At 68.6% G+C, this 18,480-nt stretch carries 14 protein-coding genes; 7 read left to right on the top strand and 7 right to left on the bottom strand.

Annotation, left to right across the window (positions count from 1 at the left end):
- Positions 1-208: 208 nt before the first annotated feature.
- Positions 209-904: a sigma-70 family RNA polymerase sigma factor gene (locus CVO76_RS07500; protein WP_244186262.1), complete on the top strand. Its 696-nt coding sequence runs from the start codon at positions 209-211 to the stop codon at positions 902-904.
- Positions 901-1,161: a mycothiol system anti-sigma-R factor gene (gene rsrA / locus CVO76_RS07495; RefSeq protein ID WP_133080884.1), complete on the top strand. Its 261-nt coding sequence runs from the start codon at positions 901-903 to the stop codon at positions 1,159-1,161. Before CVO76_RS07500 ends, rsrA begins: the two co-directional genes overlap by 4 nt.
- Before the next feature lie 113 nt (positions 1,162-1,274).
- On the opposite strand, the gene CVO76_RS17600 is transcribed toward rsrA, so the two are convergent.
- Positions 1,275-1,349, bottom strand: coding sequence for a 50S ribosomal protein bL37 (locus CVO76_RS17600; RefSeq protein ID WP_369299106.1), 75 nt, complete (start codon positions 1,347-1,349; stop codon positions 1,275-1,277).
- 161 nt (positions 1,350-1,510) lie between these two features.
- On the opposite strand from CVO76_RS17600, the gene CVO76_RS07490 reads away from it, so the two are divergent.
- Positions 1,511-2,476 carry a zinc-binding dehydrogenase gene (locus CVO76_RS07490; RefSeq protein WP_208741526.1) on the top strand — a complete coding sequence of 322 codons (966 nt, stop codon included), beginning with the start codon at positions 1,511-1,513 and terminating at the stop codon, positions 2,474-2,476.
- Between the two features lie 65 nt (positions 2,477-2,541).
- Here CVO76_RS07490 and CVO76_RS07485 read toward each other — a convergent pair whose 3' ends face one another.
- The 6 genes from CVO76_RS07485 to CVO76_RS07460 all read right to left on the bottom strand — a co-directional run bounded on the left by CVO76_RS07485 (position 2,542) and on the right by CVO76_RS07460 (position 13,632).
- Positions 2,542-4,320: an ABC transporter ATP-binding protein gene (locus CVO76_RS07485; RefSeq protein WP_208741525.1), complete on the bottom strand. Its 1,779-nt coding sequence runs from the start codon at positions 4,318-4,320 to the stop codon at positions 2,542-2,544.
- The gene (locus tag CVO76_RS07480; RefSeq protein ID WP_244186261.1) at positions 4,320-5,354 is read right to left on the bottom strand and encodes an ABC transporter permease; all 1,035 of its coding nucleotides are present in this window, start codon (positions 5,352-5,354) and stop codon (positions 4,320-4,322) included. Before CVO76_RS07480 ends, CVO76_RS07485 begins: the two co-directional genes overlap by 1 nt.
- An 8-nt stretch (positions 5,355-5,362) precedes the next feature.
- The gene (locus CVO76_RS07475; protein ID WP_208741524.1) at positions 5,363-6,895 is read right to left on the bottom strand and encodes an ABC transporter permease; all 1,533 of its coding nucleotides are present in this window, start codon (positions 6,893-6,895) and stop codon (positions 5,363-5,365) included.
- Between the two features lie 101 nt (positions 6,896-6,996).
- Positions 6,997-8,778 carry an ABC transporter family substrate-binding protein gene (locus CVO76_RS07470; RefSeq protein ID WP_208741523.1) on the bottom strand — a complete coding sequence of 594 codons (1,782 nt, stop codon included), beginning with the start codon at positions 8,776-8,778 and terminating at the stop codon, positions 6,997-6,999.
- Between the two features lie 228 nt (positions 8,779-9,006).
- The gene (locus CVO76_RS07465; RefSeq protein WP_133080880.1) at positions 9,007-9,606 is read right to left on the bottom strand and encodes a GDSL-type esterase/lipase family protein; all 600 of its coding nucleotides are present in this window, start codon (positions 9,604-9,606) and stop codon (positions 9,007-9,009) included.
- A gap of 159 nt (positions 9,607-9,765) precedes the next feature.
- Positions 9,766-13,632: a multifunctional oxoglutarate decarboxylase/oxoglutarate dehydrogenase thiamine pyrophosphate-binding subunit/dihydrolipoyllysine-residue succinyltransferase subunit gene (locus tag CVO76_RS07460; RefSeq protein ID WP_208741522.1), complete on the bottom strand. Its 3,867-nt coding sequence runs from the start codon at positions 13,630-13,632 to the stop codon at positions 9,766-9,768.
- A gap of 212 nt (positions 13,633-13,844) precedes the next feature.
- On the opposite strand from CVO76_RS07460, the gene CVO76_RS07455 reads away from it, so the two are divergent.
- The 4 genes from CVO76_RS07455 to CVO76_RS07440 form a co-directional block, all read left to right on the top strand.
- Positions 13,845-15,296: a GuaB1 family IMP dehydrogenase-related protein gene (locus CVO76_RS07455; RefSeq protein WP_208741521.1), complete on the top strand. Its 1,452-nt coding sequence runs from the start codon at positions 13,845-13,847 to the stop codon at positions 15,294-15,296.
- Positions 15,297-15,577: 281 nt separating this feature from the next.
- Positions 15,578-17,011, top strand: a complete 1,434-nt coding sequence (locus CVO76_RS07450; RefSeq protein ID WP_208741520.1) for a hemolysin family protein — start codon at positions 15,578-15,580, stop codon at positions 17,009-17,011.
- Complete coding sequence (locus CVO76_RS07445) at positions 17,008-18,096, top strand: hemolysin family protein (protein ID WP_133080876.1); 1,089 nt, start codon at positions 17,008-17,010, stop codon at positions 18,094-18,096. Before CVO76_RS07450 ends, CVO76_RS07445 begins: the two co-directional genes overlap by 4 nt.
- A gap of 86 nt (positions 18,097-18,182) precedes the next feature.
- A partial coding sequence (locus CVO76_RS07440) for a metal ABC transporter solute-binding protein, Zn/Mn family (RefSeq protein ID WP_208741519.1) occupies positions 18,183-18,480 on the top strand: 298 nt, incomplete at its 3' end.

Here is an 18,480-nt window from a genome sequence, read left to right as displayed (position 1 = left end):
GTCCAGCGGCAGGAACCCGTGGCAGGAATAAGGGTGGGAGGGTGCGGGTTGAAGCAGAGGTGAAGGACGGGCGAACGGGAGAGGAATGGCACGGATGACGGGGATACGGACCGCGACGGTCGAACGACCGGATTTCCAGCTCTCGACCTCGGTTCCGCGGAACACCACCCCGGCGCCGCGAGGACCGGGACGCGTAGACTTTGGCACGATGAATACAACAGCCCCAGCAGGTAGCAGCCAGGCGGAAGACGCCGAGCTGGACGTGTCCACGGAGTCGGAAGCCGACCGCAAGGCGCGCTTCGAGCGCGACGCCATGCAGTATGTCGACCAGCTCTACTCGGCTGCCATGCGGATGGCGCGGAACCCCAGCGACGCGGAGGACCTGGTCCAGGAGGCCTACACCAAGGCGTTCTCGGCGTTCCACCAGTACAAGCCGGGCACCAACCTGAAGGCGTGGCTGTACCGCATCCTCACCAACACCTACATCAACCTGTACCGGAAGCGGCAGCGCGAGCCGCTGCAGTCCCATTCGGACACGATCGAGGACTGGCAGCTCGCGAAGGCCGCCGAGCACACCTCCAGCGGACTCCGCTCCGCCGAGGCCGAGGCACTGGACCACCTGCCCGATTCCGACGTGAAGAGTGCCCTCCAGGCGATCCCGGAGGAGTTCCGGCTCGCGGTCTACTTCTCGGACGTCGAAGGCTTCGCGTACAAGGAGATATCGGAAATCATGAACACGCCCATCGGGACCGTCATGTCCCGGCTGCACCGCGGCCGCAAGCTGCTGCGCGAACTCCTCGCCGAGTACGCGCACGAGCGGGGCCTCGGTGTCACCGCAGGTGCTGGCACCAAGACCCGGGTCGCGACGGGTGCAGCGGGCAAGGAACAGGAGATGAAGAAATGAGCGATTGCGAGAGCATGGGCGATTGCGCCGACTCGAGGATCGAACGGCTGTACGAGTACCTGGACGGCGCGTTGTCCCACCAGGACCTCGTGGAGATCAAGGACCACCTCGACGGCTGTCCGCAGTGCGCCGAGGAACACGATCTCGAGTGCGTCATCCGCTCGGTCGTGAAGCGGTCCTGCACCGAGGTCGCACCGTCGACACTGAAGACGAGCATTCTCGACCGCATCAGCCAGCTCAGGACCGTCGACCACTGACGACCCGAAGGCCGGCGGCGGTCGTGCCGATCGTCGTGCCGGCCGTAGAGACGAGAGAACCTCCGTACCCTGTGGGTGCGGAGGTTCTCTCGTCGATGCTGTAACGCCTGGACTCAGGTGTTGGGGCGCTTACCGTGGTTTGCGCCTCCACGCTTCCGGTCGCGACGCTTGCGTGCTCGCTTGCTCATGGCTGCCTCCTTTTTCTTCAGGCACTGTAGTCGTGCAGAACTGCACCCAAGTCTCCCATACTGCAACCGGCGTCACCTAAACAGCGCCCGGGGCCGCGGGGCCGGGCGCCGCAGGCCCGCCCCTAGGATGGGTGGACATCCGCGACCGAAGGAGCTTACGTATGCGCGCCGCTTATGCAGCAACCCAGTCAGGAGCCGATCCGCTCGCCGGCCTCACCGTCGGTGAAGTCGATGCCCCCGATGCACCCGCCGGATTCCGGCGCGTGAAGGTGGTCGCCTCCTGCCTGAACCACCACGATCTGTGGTCGCTGAAGGGCGTGGGCCTGCCGGCGGACCGCCTGCCCATGGTGCTCGGGTGCGACGCCGCGGGGATCGACGACGACGGCAACGAGGTGATCGTGCACGGCGTCGTGTCCTCGCCGGACTGGCAGGGCGACGAGACCCTCGACCCCCGGCGCTCCCTGCTCTCCGAGCGCTATCCCGGCACGATGGCGGACTACGTCTGGGTGCCGCAGCGGAACCTGGTGCCGAAGCCCGCGGCGCTGTCCTTCGAGGAGGCGGCGTGCCTGCCGACGGCCTGGCTCACCGCGTACCGCATGCTCTTCACCGTCTCCCCTGCGGCCCCCGGGTCCACGGTGCTCGTGCAGGGCGCAGGGGGCGGCGTGGCCTCGGCGCTGATCGCGCTCGCAGCCGCCGCAGGGTTCCGCGTATGGGTGACGAGCCGGAGTGCGGCGAAGCGGGAGCGGGCGCTGGGGCTCGGCGCCGAGCAGGCCTTCGACGCCGGTGCCCGCCTGCCGGAACGGGTGGACGTCGTGTTCGACTCGGTGGGGGAGGCCACGTGGGCGCACTCGCTGAAGTCCCTGGTGCCCGGCGGGACGGTGGTGACGTGCGGCGCGACGAGCGGACCGGCGCCGTCCGCGGACCTGAACCGGGTGTTCTTCCTCCAGCTGCGTGTCCTGGGTTCCACCATGGGGACGCGGGAGGAGCTCGTGAGGCTCACCCGCTTCCTCGTCGCCACCGGTGTTCGCCCCACGATCGACACCGTCCTGCCCCTCGAGGACGCGGAGCAGGGCTTCCGACGCATGCTCGACGGCGACGTCTTCGGCAAGATCGTCTTCCGGCACTGAGCCCGCGCCGGACGGACAGGGCACCCGCCGCCCGCGCGGTGCCCTGTCCGTCGTCGGTGCTGCCGTTACTCGGCGCCCGCGGCGAGGAGCGCCGTGCGCTGCTCGCGGCGCAGCGACTGCTCGCCGGGGTCGGGTACCGGAGCGGCAGCGAGCAGGCGGCGCGTGTACGGGTCCCGGGGGTACTTCAGGATCTGCTCGGTGGTGCCCTGCTCCACGAGGTTCCCCTTGTTGAGCACCGCGATATGGCTCGCGAGGAGCTCGACGACGGCGAGGTCGTGGCTCACGAACAGGCAGGCGAAGCCCCGCTCCCTCTGCAGGTCCTGCAGGAGCTGGAGGACCTTGGCCTGCACGGAGACGTCCAGGGCCGACGTCGGCTCGTCGGCCACGAGGAGGTCCGGCTGGAGCGACAGGGCCCGGGCGATGCCGACGCGCTGGCGCTGCCCGCCCGAGAGCTCGTGGGGGTACCGGTTGCGGAAGGCCACCGGCAGCTGGACGTCCTCGAGCAGGGACGCGACGCGCTTGTCCAGCTCCGCGCGGCCCGGCTTCTCGTGCAGCAGCAGGGGCTCGCCGATGCTGTCGCCGATGGAGAGCCGCGGGTTGAGGGACGCCGCCGGGTCCTGGAACACGATGGCGAACTTCTTGCGCAGCGGCAGGAGCTGGCGGGCGGTCAGCTCCGTGATGTCGGTGCCGCCGATTCGCACCGTGCCCCCGGAGGTCCGGATCAGTCCGGTGACGGCGCGGGCGATGGTCGACTTGCCCGAGCCGGACTCGCCCACGAGACCCAGGACCTCGCCCGGGTTGATGGTGAGGGAGACGCCGGTGACCGCCTTGAAGGGCGGCTGGCGGAAGCGGCCCGGGTACTCGATGTCGACGTTCGTGAGCTCGAGCGCCGGGACGACGCCGCTCGCCGTGTGCGTCTCCTGCGCACGCAGCGCCGCCTCCGCGAACTCCTCGTGGATGCTCAGCCGGCCGTCCACCACCTCGACGTCGGCGAGGACACCGCCGACCTTCGACCCGAGGTGCGGTACCGCGCCGAGGAGCTGCTTCGTGTAGGCCTCGGCCGGGGCCGCGAACAGCTGCGCCGTCGGCGCCGCCTCGACGATCCGCCCGCGCTCCATGACCACCACGTGGTCGGCGAGGTCGGCGACGACGCCCATGTCGTGGGTGATCAGCAGGACCGCGCTGTTGAGCCGCTTGTTGAGCTTGCGCAGGAGGTCCAGGACCTCGGCCTGGACCGTGACGTCGAGCGCGGTCGTGGGCTCGTCGGCGATGAGCAGCATGGGGTCGTTGGCCAGGGCGATCGCGATCATGGCGCGCTGGCGCTGGCCGCCCGAGAACTGGTGCGGGAAGGAGTCGTACCGTCGCTCGGCCTCGGGGATCTCCACCATGCGGAGGAGTTCGATGGCGCGTTTCCTGGCCTGCGCTGGCGACAGCTCTGTGTGCTGCTCGACGGCCTCCCGGATCTGCTCGCCCACGGTGAGCACCGGGTTCAGCGCGGTCATGGGCTCCTGGAAGATCATCGCGATCTCGTTGCCGCGCACGCGCCGGAGGGTCCCCTGGGGTGCACCGATGAGCTCCTTGCCCAGCATCTTGGCGCTGCCGGTCGAACGTCCGTTGCGGGGGAGCAGGCCGAGCAGGGCCATGGAGGACATGCTCTTGCCGGAGCCCGACTCACCGACGATCGCGAGGATCTCGCCGGGGTGGATCTCGTAGGAGACGTCCTCGGCGGCCATGACCCACTCGTTGTCGACGTTGAACTCGACGCCGAGGCCCCTGACCGCGAGGATGGGGCCGTTGCCGACGGGTGCCTGCTCGTCGGAGATGATGACGGATCGGGAACTCATTATTGCTTCACCCTTGTCTGCTTGGGGTCGAACGCGTCGCGCAGGCCGTCACCGATGAAGTTGACGGCGAGGGCGATGCCGATGATGAAGGCGCCGGGCCACAGGAACAGCCATGGGCGGACGGTCAGCGCCGAACGGTTGTCGTTGATGGCCTTGCCGAGCGAGGTGTCCGGCGCCGTGACGCCGAGTCCGAGGTAGCTCAGGGCGGTCTCGAGCAGGATGGCTCCGGAGATGGCCAGTGTCGTGGAGACGATGATGACGCCGACGGTGTTCGGGAGGATGTGCCGGAAGATGATCCGCACGGAACTCGCGCCGACGGACTTCGCCGACTCGACGAACTCCTTCTCGCGCAGCGAGAGGAACTCGCCACGGACCAGGCGGGCGAGCCCCGTCCAGGTAACGAGGCCGAGGAAGATCGCGAACGGGATGATCCCGGCCTTGGCCACGATCCCGGCCACTGCGGCCGCGATGACGACCGTCGGGATGGTGATGACGACGTCGGTGATGCGCATGAGGAACGCCTCGGTCCAGCCACGGAAGTAGCCGGCGACGGCGCCGACCGTGGTGCCGATGACCATCGCGACGAGCCCGACGATGAACGCGATGATCAGGGAGGTCTGGGTGCCGCGCATCGTCAGCGCGAAGTAGTCCCGGCCGAGGACGTCCTGGCCGAACGGATGCTCACCGAGGCTGAACGGCCACAGCGTCAGGGTGGGCCGGCCCTCGTTGAACCGGGCTGCGAGCACGTCGTATTCCTTGTTCCACCAGCCGGGGAGGCCCGCGAAGCCGATGGAGCTGAAGGCGAGCAGGAAGATCAGGGCGAGCAGTGCGATGCCCGCAAGCGCTCCCTTGTGGCGGAAGAAGCGCTCGCGGATCAGCCGGCCCTGGCTCTTCGCCTCGGTGGTGCGGATGCGGTCCGTCTGGCCCCGCGTGGGGGTGGCGGTCGCGATGTCGGTGTCCTGGCTCTGTAGCGTCATCTCGGACAGCTCCAGGGACGCGCGGGAATCGTCCCGCTGGTTCTGGTGATTGCTCATGGGGTGTCCTAGCTCAGGGTGATGCGCGGATCGAGGAACGCGTAGGCGATGTCGGCGAGCATGTTGAACAGCACCGCGGCCGTGCCGACGACCAGGAAGAAGGCCATCACCGGCCCCGGATCCACGTTCTGGATGCCGTCGACGAACATCTTGCCCATGCCGTTCCAGCCGAAGACCTGCTCGGTGATGACGGCACCGCCGAGGACCCCGGCGAAGTCGAACGCCATCAGCGTGGTGATCGGGATCATCGCATTGCGGAAGGCGTGCTTGACGAGGACGGTCCGCTCGCTGAGGCCCTTGGCCCGCGCCGTGCGGATGTAGTCCTGGTTCATGACGTCGAGCTGGCTGGCCCTGGTGTACCGGGTGTAGGTGGCGAACGAGATGAGGGTCAGGGCGATGGTGGGCAGGATCAGGTGCAGCGCGTAGTCCAGGTTGATCTCCCAGAACGTGCCCTCGAGATTCGCGGACTGCGATCCCGTGGTCGGGATCGGCCGGCCGCCTGCTTTCGCGGACAGGGTCGGGTAGGCCTGGAGGAGGCGGTCGAGCACGATCAGCAGGCTCACGGACACGGCGATCACGGCGCCGATCTTCGCGGCCTGGGCGCGGAACGGTCCGCCGACGAGACCGGCGACGACGTACGCGACCGCGGTCATCACGACCACCAGGGCGAGCACCGCGAGCCAGTTCGGGTCCTCGAGCAGAGGGATCGAGGCGAGGTAGCCGAGGAAGCCCACCGCGGCGGCGGCGAGGGCCGCGTTCAGCACGCGGCGGCGCCGGAAGCCGGCGAGCAGGGCCGTCCAGAGGACGGCGACGCCTGCGGCCGAGACCAGCATGCCGACGACGCCGAGGCCGGGATCCACGAACCAGCCCGTGACGAGCAGGAGGTAGAGCGCGAGTGCGGTCGCGACGGCCGCGACGCCGAACACGACGAGCCTGCGCCTGCGGTCGCCGCCCACGGCGACCGCCCAGACGACGCCGGCGACCACCCCTATCAGGGCGATCGTCGCGTACGAGAACTGCGGGTTCGCCAGCCACGTGTTGAGGTCGATCGCCAGGTACTGCTTGAGGAGCGTCGAGAGCCAGAACAGGGGCAGCGAGAAGAGCAGGAACGAGATGAAGGTGACCGAGTAGTCGAACGTGCTGTACTGGCGGATCGCGGTGACGATACCGACGACCACGCCGAGGACCAGGGCGAGCACTGTCGCGACGACGACCAGGCGCAGGGTCGAGCCCATGGCGTTCTCCAGTTGCGGGAGGACGGCGGCACCGGTGCGGTCCTGGCCGAGCGTGCAGCTCACGCCGCCGGGGACGAGGCAGTGGCCGACGTCCTGCAGCCAGAGGAAGTAGCGGGGGATCGGCGGCACGTCGAGGTTCATCGCGGCGGTGCGGGCCGCGATGGTGGCGGCTTTCTCGGGGCCGCTGGTCTCGCCGAGGTCCTCGAAGGGGTCACCCGAGGAGATGGTGAGGAAGTACATCAGCGTGGTCGCTGCGAGCATGATGAAGAACGAGATGATGGATCGCTTGGCGATGAAGTAGAACACGTGGGGCTCCTAGGAAACGGTGCAGTCTGTCGCGGGTCCGAGCAGAAGGACGGGCAGGCCAGGAGGCCTGCCCGTCCTTCTGCAGATCCGGAAGGATCCGATCAGTTCTGCTTCGTCCAGCTGTAGGCATTCCAGGTGATGCCGGTCTGCGTCGGGTTCAGTTCCACGCCCTCGAGCTTCGAGGAGTAGCCGGCGATGTTCGGGTTGGCGTAGAGGACCACGTTGTACTGCGTCTCGGCGAGGCGCTGTTCGAGCTCGGCCTTCAGCGGGACGACCTTCTCCGTGTCCGTGTTGGTCACGATCTCGCTCCAGATGCGGTCGACCTCTTCGTCGGCGTAGCCACCGAAGTTCTGCTCACCGCCGGAGACGTAGATCGATTCGCCGGAGGCGACGAGGCCGGAACCGGCCCACCCGAAGACGACCGCGTCCCACGCGCCGGGCTGCGAGAGCTTGGCGCTCCACTCGGCCTCGGGCTGCGGGGTGATCTCGAAGCCGGCCTTGTCACAGGAATTCTTGACGAGGGCGACCTGGTCGGCGCGCAGCTGGCTCGTCGACGCGAACATCATCGAGACCTTGACGGGCTCGGTCTTGCCGGCCTCGGCGAGCAGTGCCTTGGCAGCCTCGATGTCGGCGACGCCGTCGCTCTTGGCCGCGGGAGCGCCCTCGAGGACGGTCTCGTAGTCGGCCTGCGCCGGCTGGTACTCGTGCAGGTTGAGGACGGAGCCCTCGGGGTCGACCGGGGTCACGAACTTGTCCACCATGTCGGCGGTGGGGATGCACTTGGCGAAGGCCTGGCGGACCTTGAGGTCCTCGAACACGGCGCCGGGGCGCTGGTCGAGATCGACGTGCGAGAAGGTCAGCGACTGCCCGGTGTCGACGGTGACCGTCTCACCGATCTGCTCGAGGGCGGTCTTGGTGTCGACGGTCGGGCTGGAGGGCTCGATGATGTCGACGTCGCCGTTCTGCAGCGCCTGGACGGCTTCCTCGTCGACGATGGTCTTGAAGACGATCGTGTCGGTCTTGCCGGCACGTTCCTCGCCCCAGTACTGGTCGTTCTTGACGAGCGTGAGGGTGCCGTTGGTCGCGTTGTCCAGCGTGTAGGGGCCGGACGAGGGGAGGAGCGCCGTGTCCGGCAGCGTCGGGAGGTCGGCTTCGTAGTTCCAGCCGGTGTTCCAGAACTCGGCGACCGGGCCGAGGGCCGCGCGGTCGTCGGCCTGGATGGCCTCGATGAGCTCCGCGCCGTCGCCCTCCGCGGACAGACCGGCCTGCTCGGCGGCGATGTGTGCCGGCATGAGTGCGCCCGACATGACGGACTCCCAGTCGGCGTAGGGCTCGGTGTAGACGACCTCGAACTCCTTGGCGCCGGGCTCGCCCTCGGGCATCTCCATCTGGCCGAAGCCGTTGGTGGAGGACGCGAGGAAGAGATCCGCTTCCTCGCCGGTCTCCGCATCGGTCGTGCCGCTCGGGTGCGTGCCCGAGAAGGCGGCCCACTGCAGGAGCACGTCGTCGAAGTCGATCGCCGTGCCGTCCGACCAGACAGCATCCTCGTTGATGGTGTACTTGACGGTCAGCGGGTCGTCGCTCGTCTTCTCGTAGGTGCCGAACTCCTCGTTCTTCTCGAGGTTGCCGTCGGCGTTGAACGCGACCCAGGAGCTCGTGGTCAGGTTGTTCACGTACGTGTTGTAGACCGCGTTGGTGGCGGCCGTCCCGTCGTTGTAACCGGTCGGGGCCTGGCTGATCGCGATGTTGATCGTCGTGGCCAGGTTCTCCGCGGCACCTTCCGATGCCGGGGTCTCTGCGGTGCCGCCCGCGGATCCGCAGGCGCTCAGGGTGAGCGCTCCGATGGACAGTGCGGCGAGCGTCAGGGTGCGCTTATTACGCATTCGTTAGTCCTTACTGTGCTGGGCGCGAGGGACGCGAGAAAGTCCTCCGAGGCGGATTGTCGCCGTGACGGCAATCACACTCGGACAGCATAACCATGGAAAGTTGCCTTCGGACACTCAGTGAGCCATTGATAACCCATTCGTTACCTCGTGGAAATACGGGGTCCCGGGGCAACAGAAAAGCCCCGGAAACGGCGTGTCTCCGGGGCTCCAGGTCCTGCGTCTGCCTTACTCTGGCGCGGGCACGTCCAGCCACTGGAACCAGCCGCGGTGGAGGACGAGCCAGGCCATCAGGCCGTAGCCGGCCTGGCCGGGACCTCCCCCGTTCGCTGCCAGGTCGTGGCGCCACTGCTCGTGGGCGAGCAGGGGGGTGAAGGTGTCGACGAACACGTGCTTGCGGCGCGTCGTGACGTCACCGAACGCGGCCGAGAGGTCCGCGAGGCGACGGTTGCGCTCCGCGTCGAGGCCGGGGGGCGGCCCGACGACGAGGACCTTGACGCTCATCTGCGACGCACCGTCGAGGATGTTGGCGAGGTTGAGGCGGCTCCTCGCCGTGGACAGGTCGAGGTCGAGGTCGCGGTCCGACAGTCCGATGACGAGGCGGTTCTCGAATCCGTCGCCGAAACGCCGTCCCACCTCCTGCAGCCAGCGGTTGGCGAGGGCTTCGGTCCCCTCACCCGGGGCCGCGAGGCTGTAGGCCTCGACCGAGGCGTTGTCCGGCCGGGTCCGGGCCATCACGCGGCCGAGCCAGCCCAGCGCCCGAGGATCACCGAGCCCCGCGAGGAGTTCGTCGCCCACTGCTGCTAGCCGGATTCTGCGTCGTTCCACTGGTCCCTCGGTGTGCTGGTCGTCGGTGCTGGTCGGGTGCTGCTCGGGTGCTGCTCAGGGCCGTACCGGGCCGCCGGGGAACCCGCGCGAGCCATCGACCCGTCCTTAAAGACGTCAGGTGGGGCCTGAGCCCCACCTGACATCATACTGATGGCCTTACTACTGGCGGCCGAAAGCCCTCTTGATGAGGAGTTCCTGCTCCACCGCGTGGTTCTTTGCGGATCCGGTCGCGGTCGAGGCCGAGGCGGGACGCGAGGCCAGGCGCACGGGTCGGTCCAGTTCCTGCGGCAGGTTGAGCCCGATGAACGGCCACGGCCCCTGGTTCGCCGGTTCGTCCTGTGCCCAGACGATCTCCGCGTTCGGGTAGGTGGCCAGTGCTTCGCGGATCTCGTCGAGCGGCAGCGGGTACAGCTGCTCCACACGCACGATCGCCGTCCTGCCGTCGTCGAGCTTCTGGCGTGAGGACAGCAGGTCGTAGTAGAGCCGTCCGGAGACCAGGATCACGCGCTCGACGTCGTTGCCCGGCGTCTCCAGCGTGTCGGGGATCACGGGACGGAAGGTCCCCTGTGTGAAGTCCTCCACCGAGCTCGCGGCCGCCTTCAGGCGCAGCAGCTGCTTCGGGGTGAAGATCACGAGCGGCTTCCGCGGGCGGTGGTACGCATGCCGGCGCAGCAGGTGGAAGTGCGACGCCGCCGAGCTCGGGTTGGCGACGACCATGTTCTCCTCGGCGCACATCTGCAGGAAGCGCTCGATGCGTGCGGAGGAGTGGTCGGGGCCCTGGCCCTCGTAGCCGTGCGGCAGCATGAGCACGAGGGAGGAACGCTGTCCCCACTTCTGCTCGGCGGAGCTGAGGAACTCGTCGATGACGATCTGGGCGCCGTTGACGAAGTCACCGAACTGCGCTTCCCAGATCACCAGGGCGTCGGGGCGCTCCACCGAGTACCCGTACTCGAAGCCCATGGCGGCGTATTCGCTCAGCAGGGAGTCGTAGATCCAGAACTTCGCCTGGTCCTCGCTCAGGTCGTCGAGGGGGAGCCACTCGTGGCCCGTCGCGCGGTCGTGGAAGACCGCGTGCCGCTGTACGAAGGTGCCACGGCGCGAGTCCTGGCCGGCGAGGCGCACGGGTACGCCCTCCATGAGGAGCGAACCGAAGGCGGCGATCTCGCCGAAGCCCCAGTCGATCCCGCCCTCGCGGGACATCTGCTCGCGCTTGTCCAGCAGGGCCTTCAGCTTCGGGTGCACCGTGAAGCCCTCGGGGATCGCGGTGTGCGCCGCGCCGATGTGGGCCAGGGTCTCCGTGCTGATCGCCGTCTGCGGTGCCTCGGCCTCGCCGCCGTCCGCCTGCTGGGCATACGGGCGCTCGATGTCGGAGACCGCCTGCGGGTCCTTCGTGACGATCGGGATCGGGGAGGTCTGCGCGGCGTGCGTCTCCGCGAAGACGCGCTCGAGCCGCTCCTGGTAGTCGCGCAGGGCCTGCTCGGCCTCCTCCTGCGTGATGTCGCCGCGGCCGATCAGGGCCTCGGTGTACAGCTTGCGGACCGAGCGCTTCGCCTCGATCAGGTTGTACATCATGGGCTGCGTCATCGAGGGATCGTCACCCTCGTTGTGCCCGCGACGGCGGTAGCAGACCATGTCGATGACGACGTCCTTGTTGAACCGCTGACGGAACTGGTACGCCAGCTGGGCCACACGGACCACGGCCTCGGGGTCGTCGCCGTTCACGTGGAACACCGGGGCCTGGACCATCTTCGCGACGTCGGTGGAGTACACCGACGAGCGCGACGACGTCGGGCTGGTGGTGAAGCCGACCTGGTTGTTCACGATGACGTGGATGGTGCCGCCGGTGCGGTACCCGCGCAGCTGCGACAGGTTCAGGGTCTCGGCCACCACGCCCTGGCCCGCGAAGGCCGCGTCGCCGTGGATGAGGATCGGCAGGACCGGGAAGGTCTCGCCCTGGTCGAGGAGGTCCTGCTTGGCGCGGACGATGCCCTCGAGCACCGGGTCCACCGCCTCCAGGTGGGACGGGTTCGCGGCGAGGTAGACCTTCGTCTCGTTGCCGGCGTCGGAGGTGAACGTGCCCTCGGTGCCGAGGTGGTACTTCACGTCGCCCGAGCCCTGGACGGAGCGGGGGTCCTGCGTGCCCTCGAACTCGCGGAACACCTGGGCGTAGGTCTTGCCCGCGATGTTCGTCAGGACGTTCAGGCGTCCACGGTGGGCCATGCCGATCGCGACCTCGTCGAGGCCGTCGTCCGCCGCACCGGAGATCACTGCGTCGAGCAGCGGGATCAGGGATTCGCCACCCTCGAGGGAGAAGCGCTTCTGGCCGACGAACTTCGTCTGCAGGAACGTCTCGAAGGCCTCGGCGGAGTTCAGCTTGTGCAGGATGCGCAGCTGCTCCTCCCGGCTCGGCTTGGAGTAGGGGTGCTCCAGCTCGTCCTGGAACCACTGCCGCTCGGCCGGGTCCTGCAGGTGCATGTACTCGATGCCCGTGGTGCGGCAGTACGCGTCGCGGAGGACGCCGAGCATGTCGCGGAACTTGAGCATCGGCTGGCCGCCGAAGCCGCCCGTCGGCCACTCGCGGTCCAGGTCCCACAGCGTGAGGCCGTGGGTCCGGATGTCGAGGTCGGCGTGCTTGCGCTGGACGTACTCGAGCGGATTGGTGTCCGCCATGAGGTGGCCGCGCACGCGGTAGGCGTGGATGAGCTGCTGGATCCGGGCGACCTTGTTGATCTGGTCCATCGGATCGACCTGGATGTCGGCGCTCCACCGCACGGGCTCGTAGGGGATGCGCAGCGACTCGAAGATCTCGTCGTAGAAGCCCTGCTCGCCCAGCAGCAGCTGGTGGATGATCCTCAGGAACTCGCCACTGCCCGCGCCCTGGATGACGCGGTGGTCATAGGTCGAGGTCAGGGTGATGGTCTTGCTGATCGCGTGCTTCGCGAGGGTCTTCTCGCTCGAGCCCTGGAACTCCGCCGGGTACTCGAGGGCGCCGGCACCGATGATGCAGGCTTGGCCCTTGGACAGGCGGGGGACCGAGTGGACCGTGCCGATGCCGCCGGGGTTGGTGAGGGACACCGTGGTGCCTGCGTAGTCGTCGGCGCCGAGCTTCCCGGCACGGGCCTTCTTCACGAGCTCCTCGTAGGCGTGCCAGAACTCCGAAAAGTTCATGGTCTCGGCCTTCTTGATGTTCGGCACCACGAGCGAGCGCGTCCCGTCGGGCTTCGGCATGTCGATCGCCAGGCCGAAGTTCACGTGGGCGGGCTGCACCGCGGAGGGCTTGCCGTCGATCACGTCGTAGTAGACGTTCTGCGACGGGAACTGGGCGAGGGCCCGGATGATCGCGTAGCCGATGATGTGGGTGAAGGACACCTTCCCGCCACGGGCACGCGCCAGGTTGCTGTTGATGACCACGCGGTTGTCGATGAGGAGCTTCGCCGGGATCGCTCGCACGCTGGTCGCGGTGGGGACGCTCAGGCTGGCTTCCATGTTGGTGGAGATCGCCTTGGCCGGTCCGCGCAGCACGCTGACCCTGTTCTCCTCCATGTCGGCGTTGCGGTCCGAGGCCGGCAGCTGTGCCGGGATGGGCTTGGTCCCCGGCTTCTCCTCCCGCGACGTCTCCGGCTTCTTCGCCGGTTCGTTGGGGACGGGCGGCTTCCCGCTCTGCTGGGTGCTGGCGGGCGACTCCCCGGAGGCCTTGGGTGCGGGAGTCTCGGCCTGCACGACCGGGAGTTCCTTGGTGGGGGGATTGGAGGCCGCGGGTGCCGCGGCTGCCGGGGGGGTGCTTCCGTTCGAGGGGCGGGACTCCGGGGTGGTGGCCGCCGGGGCGGCTGCCGGGTCCTCGGGCCTGTCGGCCGCCGTGCGGCCGTTCTCCGCCGACGATCCCTCCGCGTCGAAGGAGTCGAACAGGTCCCACCACTTCTTGTCGACCGAGTGGCGATCCTTCTGGAACTGCTCGTAGAGCTCGTCAACAAGCCACTCGTTCCCGCCGAATTCTTCAGGTAGACGGTGGCTGGTTTGTTCTGGCACTTGGTATACGCCTCTTCCGTAAGTTGCCCTGAGCGCGGTGCGGTCGGCGAGATCGGCGGAAAGCCGTGTCTGGACCCTGTCCAAGTGTAGTGACAGGAGTAACGAACAAGCCAATCAGGCGTGTCCTGCCGAGCTGCGCCGTGCGATACTGCGGGCCCGCACGCACTAGACTCTTTGCGGCCCTCGAACCGGCCGTCGATCCAGGGAGAACCATGCGCTTCATCAATCCGCCCACCACGGACCTCACCTACTCGGACGTGTTCCTCGTCCCCTCCGCCTCGGAGGTCCTCTCCCGCTTCGACGTCGACCTGTCCTCCGACGACGGCACCGGCACCACGATCCCGCTCGTCGTCGCGAACATGACGGCGGTGACCGGGCGGCGCATGGTCGAGACCATGGCGCGGCGCGGCGGCATCGGCGTCCTTCCGCAGGACGTCCCGGTCGAGGTCATCGCGGAGGTCACGTCGTGGGTCAAGGACCGCCATCCGGTCTTCGAGACGCCGTTGAAGCTGCAGCCGGGCAACACCGTGATCGACGCGCTGCACCTCATGCACAAGCGCGCGCACGGCGCGGTGCTCGTGATCGACGACGGCGGCGCGTGCGTCGGGGTGGTCAATGCCTCGGACTGCGAGGAGGTGGACCGCTTCGCCTCGCTCGAATCCGTCATGCGGCCGGCTCCGGCCGCCCTCGAGGCGTCGTTGTTCGACGAGGACCCCGCCGCCGCCCTGCAGAAGGCCTTCGAGGACCTCGACGGAGCCCGCGTGCCGCTTGCGCCCGTGGTGCGCGACGGCGTGCTCCAGGGCGTCATCACCCGGACGGGCGCGCTGCGCTCCACGATCTACGACCCCGCGCTCGACGCCTCGGGCAGGCTGCGCGTCGCAGCGGCCGTCGGCATCAACGGGGACGTCGAGGCGAAGGCCGCCGCCCTGCTCGACGCCGGTGTCGACGTGCTCGTCGTCGATACGGCCCACGGCCACCAGCGCAAGATGCTGGACGCGCTCGCCCTCGTACGCGGCCTCGACCCGAAGGTCCCCATCGTCGCGGGCAACGTGGTCAGCGCCGAGGGCGTCCGCGACCTCGTCGCCGCGGGTGCCTCCATCATCAAGGTGGGTGTCGGCCCGGGCGCCATGTGCACGACGCGCATGATGACCGCCGTCGGGCGTCCGCAGTTCTCCGCCGTCCACGAGTGCGCCCAAGCGGCCGCCGAACTCGGCGCCCATGTCTGGGCCGACGGCGGCGTCCGGTACCCGCGGGACGTGGCCCTCGCCCTGGCCGCCGGTGCGAGCCAGGTCATGATCGGATCCTGGTTCGCGGGCACCTACGAGAGCCCCGGCGACCTGCAGACCGACAGCAACGGCCGCCGGTACAAGGAGAGCTTCGGCATGGCGTCCGCCCGTGCGGTGCAGAACCGGACGCGGCGCGACGACGTCTTCGCGCGTGCCAGGAAGGGACTGTTCGAGGAGGGCATCTCGACCTCGAAGATGTACCTCGATCCGGCCCGTCCGGGTGTGGAGGACCTCCTCGACATGATCACGGCGGGCGTCCGCAGTTCGATGACCTACGCGGGTGCCGCATCGCTGGCCGAGTTCCGGGAGCGGGCGCTCGTCGGGGTGCAGTCGGCAGCAGGGTACGAGGAGGGGCGGCCGCTCCAGCAGAGCTGGTAGGTCCGTCCGGCCGTGCGGCCCTGCGCCGTCGGAGGAATTCCCGTGCGGCGGACGGCGACCAGCCGATAGACTGGTCTCCTTATGGACAGTCCTTCTAGGGGCCGGCTCGACGCCGGCGCACCCTCTCCTCTTGCCCATCCCCTGCCCGAGCCCGGTCTCCCGCGTCCTGTCGACGCCGGCCCCGATCAGGACGCGGAGACCCTCCCGTCCGACGCGGCGGACCCCCTCAGACGCGGACCGCTCCGTCCCCGTCCCGGTTCCACCGGGGAGGGGATGTAGCGGTGGAATGGATCTACCTGGCCGCAGGCCTCCTCCTCGTCGTCGGGACCGGATTCTTCGTGGCCGTCGAGTTCGCACTCGTCGCCCTCGACCAGACCTACGTGCAGCGGGCCGTCGATGACGGCGACACGAAGGCCGAACCGCTGCTCCGGTGCCTGAAGTCACTGTCCACCCAGCTCTCGAGCTGCCAGCTGGGCATCACCCTGACGACCCTGCTCACCGGGTATGTCATGGAACCGTCCGTCGGGCGGCTGCTCGAGGCGCCGCTGGGCTCCCTCGGGCTGTCGGAGGCGCTGGTCGCCTCGACGTCCCTCATCATCGCGATGATCCTGGCGACCCTGCTGTCCATGCTCATCGGAGAGCTCGTTCCCAAGAACCTCTCCATCGCGCTGCCCTTCAACGTGGGCAAGGCCCTCGCCCGGCCCCAGCTCCTGTTCACGGCCGTGTTCAAGCCGGCCATCATCGTGCTCAACGGCTTCTCCAACCGGGTCCTCAATGTCTTCGGCCTCGAGGCGAAGGAGGAGATCTCGGGCGCCAGGACGCCGTCGGAGCTCTCCTCCCTGGTGCGCCGCTCCGCGGAGATGGGCACGCTCGACCAGGGGACGGCGAACTTCCTCGCCCGGACCTTCAGTTTCTCGGAGCGCACCGCGGCCGACGTCATGACCCCCCGGATCCGCATGGAGGTCATCGACTCGGACCAGACCGTCGCCGACGTGGTCGAGGCCGCGCGCCGCACCGGCTACTCCCGCTTCCCCCTGATCGGGAATTCTGCCGACGACATCCGCGGAGTGGTCCACGTGAAGAAGGCCGTGGCCGTGCCGCGCCACAAGCGTGCGGAGCTGCCCGCGGGCACCATCATGACCGACGTCCTGCGCGTGCCCGAGACCGTGCACCTCGATTCGCTGCTGAGCGAGCTCCGTGACGCGAACCTGCAGCTCGCCGTCGTACTCGACGAGTACGGGGGCACGGCCGGCGTCGCGACGCTCGAGGACCTGGTGGAGGAGATCGTCGGCGAGGTCAAGGACGAGCACGACAAGCTCAAGCCCGGCGTGCTGCAGAGTGCCGCGGGGGACTGGTTCTTCCCGGGCCTCATGCGGCCCGACGAGCTCACGATACAGATCCCGGGACTCGTGGTGCCGGACGAGGCGGGCTACGAGACGGTCGCCGGTTTCATCATGGCCGAGCTGGGCCGCGTGGCGGCGCCGGGCGACCGGGTGGAGGTGCCGGCCGGCACCCTCACCGTGGAGCGCATGGACGGACGTCGGATCGACCGCGTCCAGTTCGTGCCCGCCCCCGCGGCCTCGCAGGAGCCCGGGGGCGCGGCGGACGACGCCGTCGTGCCCGAGCACCAGGCGGTCCCGCAGGGCACGCACGGTGTGCCGGAGGTCCGTCCCGCCCTGGCCGGCAGTACGGCCGTACGGAAGGATGGTCGATGAGTGACTGGGTAGGAATCGTCTGGCTCGTCGTCCTCCTGATGGGCAACGCCTTCTTCGTGGCGTCCGAGTTCGCCATCATGTCCGCGCGGCGCAGCCAGATCGAGCCCCTGGCCGACGAGGGCTCGAAACGCGCACGGACGACGATCTGGGCCATGGAGCACGTGTCGCTCATGCTCGCCTGCTCGCAGCTGGGCATCACGGTCTGCTCGCTCCTGATCCTGCAGGTCGCGGAGCCGGCGATCCACCACCTCTTCGTGGTGCCGTTCGAGGCCCTGGGGGTTCCGGAGGGACTCGCCGACGGCGTCGCCTTCGCGCTGGCCCTGGTCCTGGTCACCTTCCTTCATGTGACGTTCGGCGAGATGGTGCCGAAGAACATCTCGGTCTCCGTCGCCGACAAGGCCGCTCTCCTCCTGGCGCCGCCGCTCGTGATGATCGCGCGGGTCGTCAACCCCGTGATCTCGTCGCTCAACTGGGCGGCCAACCACATCCTCCGGGCCCTGAGGGTCGAACCGAAGGACGAGGTCTCCTCGACCTACACGCTGGAGGAGGTGCAGTCGATCGTCGAGGAGTCGACCAAGAGCGGCCTCGTGGACGACGAGTCCGGCCTGATCACGGGAGCTCTCGAGTTCTCGGGCCAGACGGCCGAGACCACCATGGTGCCCCTCGGCGAGCTCGTGACCGTCCGCACCGACGCCACCCCGGAGGACTTCGAACGTGCCGTCGGGCGCACCGGGTTCTCGCGCTTCGTCCTGGTGGACGAGAACGGCAACCTCACGGGCTACATGCACCTGAAGGACATCATGTCGATGCCGCAGGCGATGTACCGGCGGCCGATCACGGAGAACAAGGTGCGGACGCTCGCGAACCTGTCGCTGGGCGACGAGATCGAGGACGCGCTGACGGTCATGCAGCGCACCGGGTCGCACCTGGCGCGCGTCCTGGGCCCCGACGGCTCCACGCGTGGCGTCCTCTTCCTCGAGGACGTGATCGAACAGCTGGTCGGCGAGATCCGGGACGCCACCCAGAACCAGGGCGCCCGCCGCACCGGTGAGGGGATCGGCGGCACGGAGACACCGGTCCGGTGACGATCACGAGAATGCGAACCGTTCGCGTTTTGGTTATGCTCGAACCGCTAACGTAAACAATTCTCATTAGTCTGATCGAGGTCCCGATGCCCGTCTCCCGCCGTCTCGCCGTGCCCGCCCTCCTGGCGGCCTCCGCCCTCGCCCTCGCAGCCTGCGGGGACGGGGCCGCAGCGGGTGCGTCCGGCGATGCCGGTGCGGGGGAGCAGCTCAGCATCGTCACCTCCACCAACGTCTACGGCGACATCGCCGCCACGATCGGCGGGGACGACGTCGCCGTGACGTCGATCGTCGACAGCCTCAGCCAGGACCCGCACTCCTACGAGGCGACTGTGCAGGACAAGCTGTCGGTGTCGGAGGCCGATCTCGTGATCGAGAACGGCGGGG

The organism is Arthrobacter agilis (assembly GCF_002953615.1).
In the GTDB taxonomy this organism is placed as follows: domain Bacteria; phylum Actinomycetota; class Actinomycetes; order Actinomycetales; family Micrococcaceae; genus Arthrobacter_D; species Arthrobacter_D agilis_B.
The sequence above is the reverse complement of the archived record's forward strand: the minus strand, read 5'-3'. Positions and strand labels throughout refer to the sequence as shown.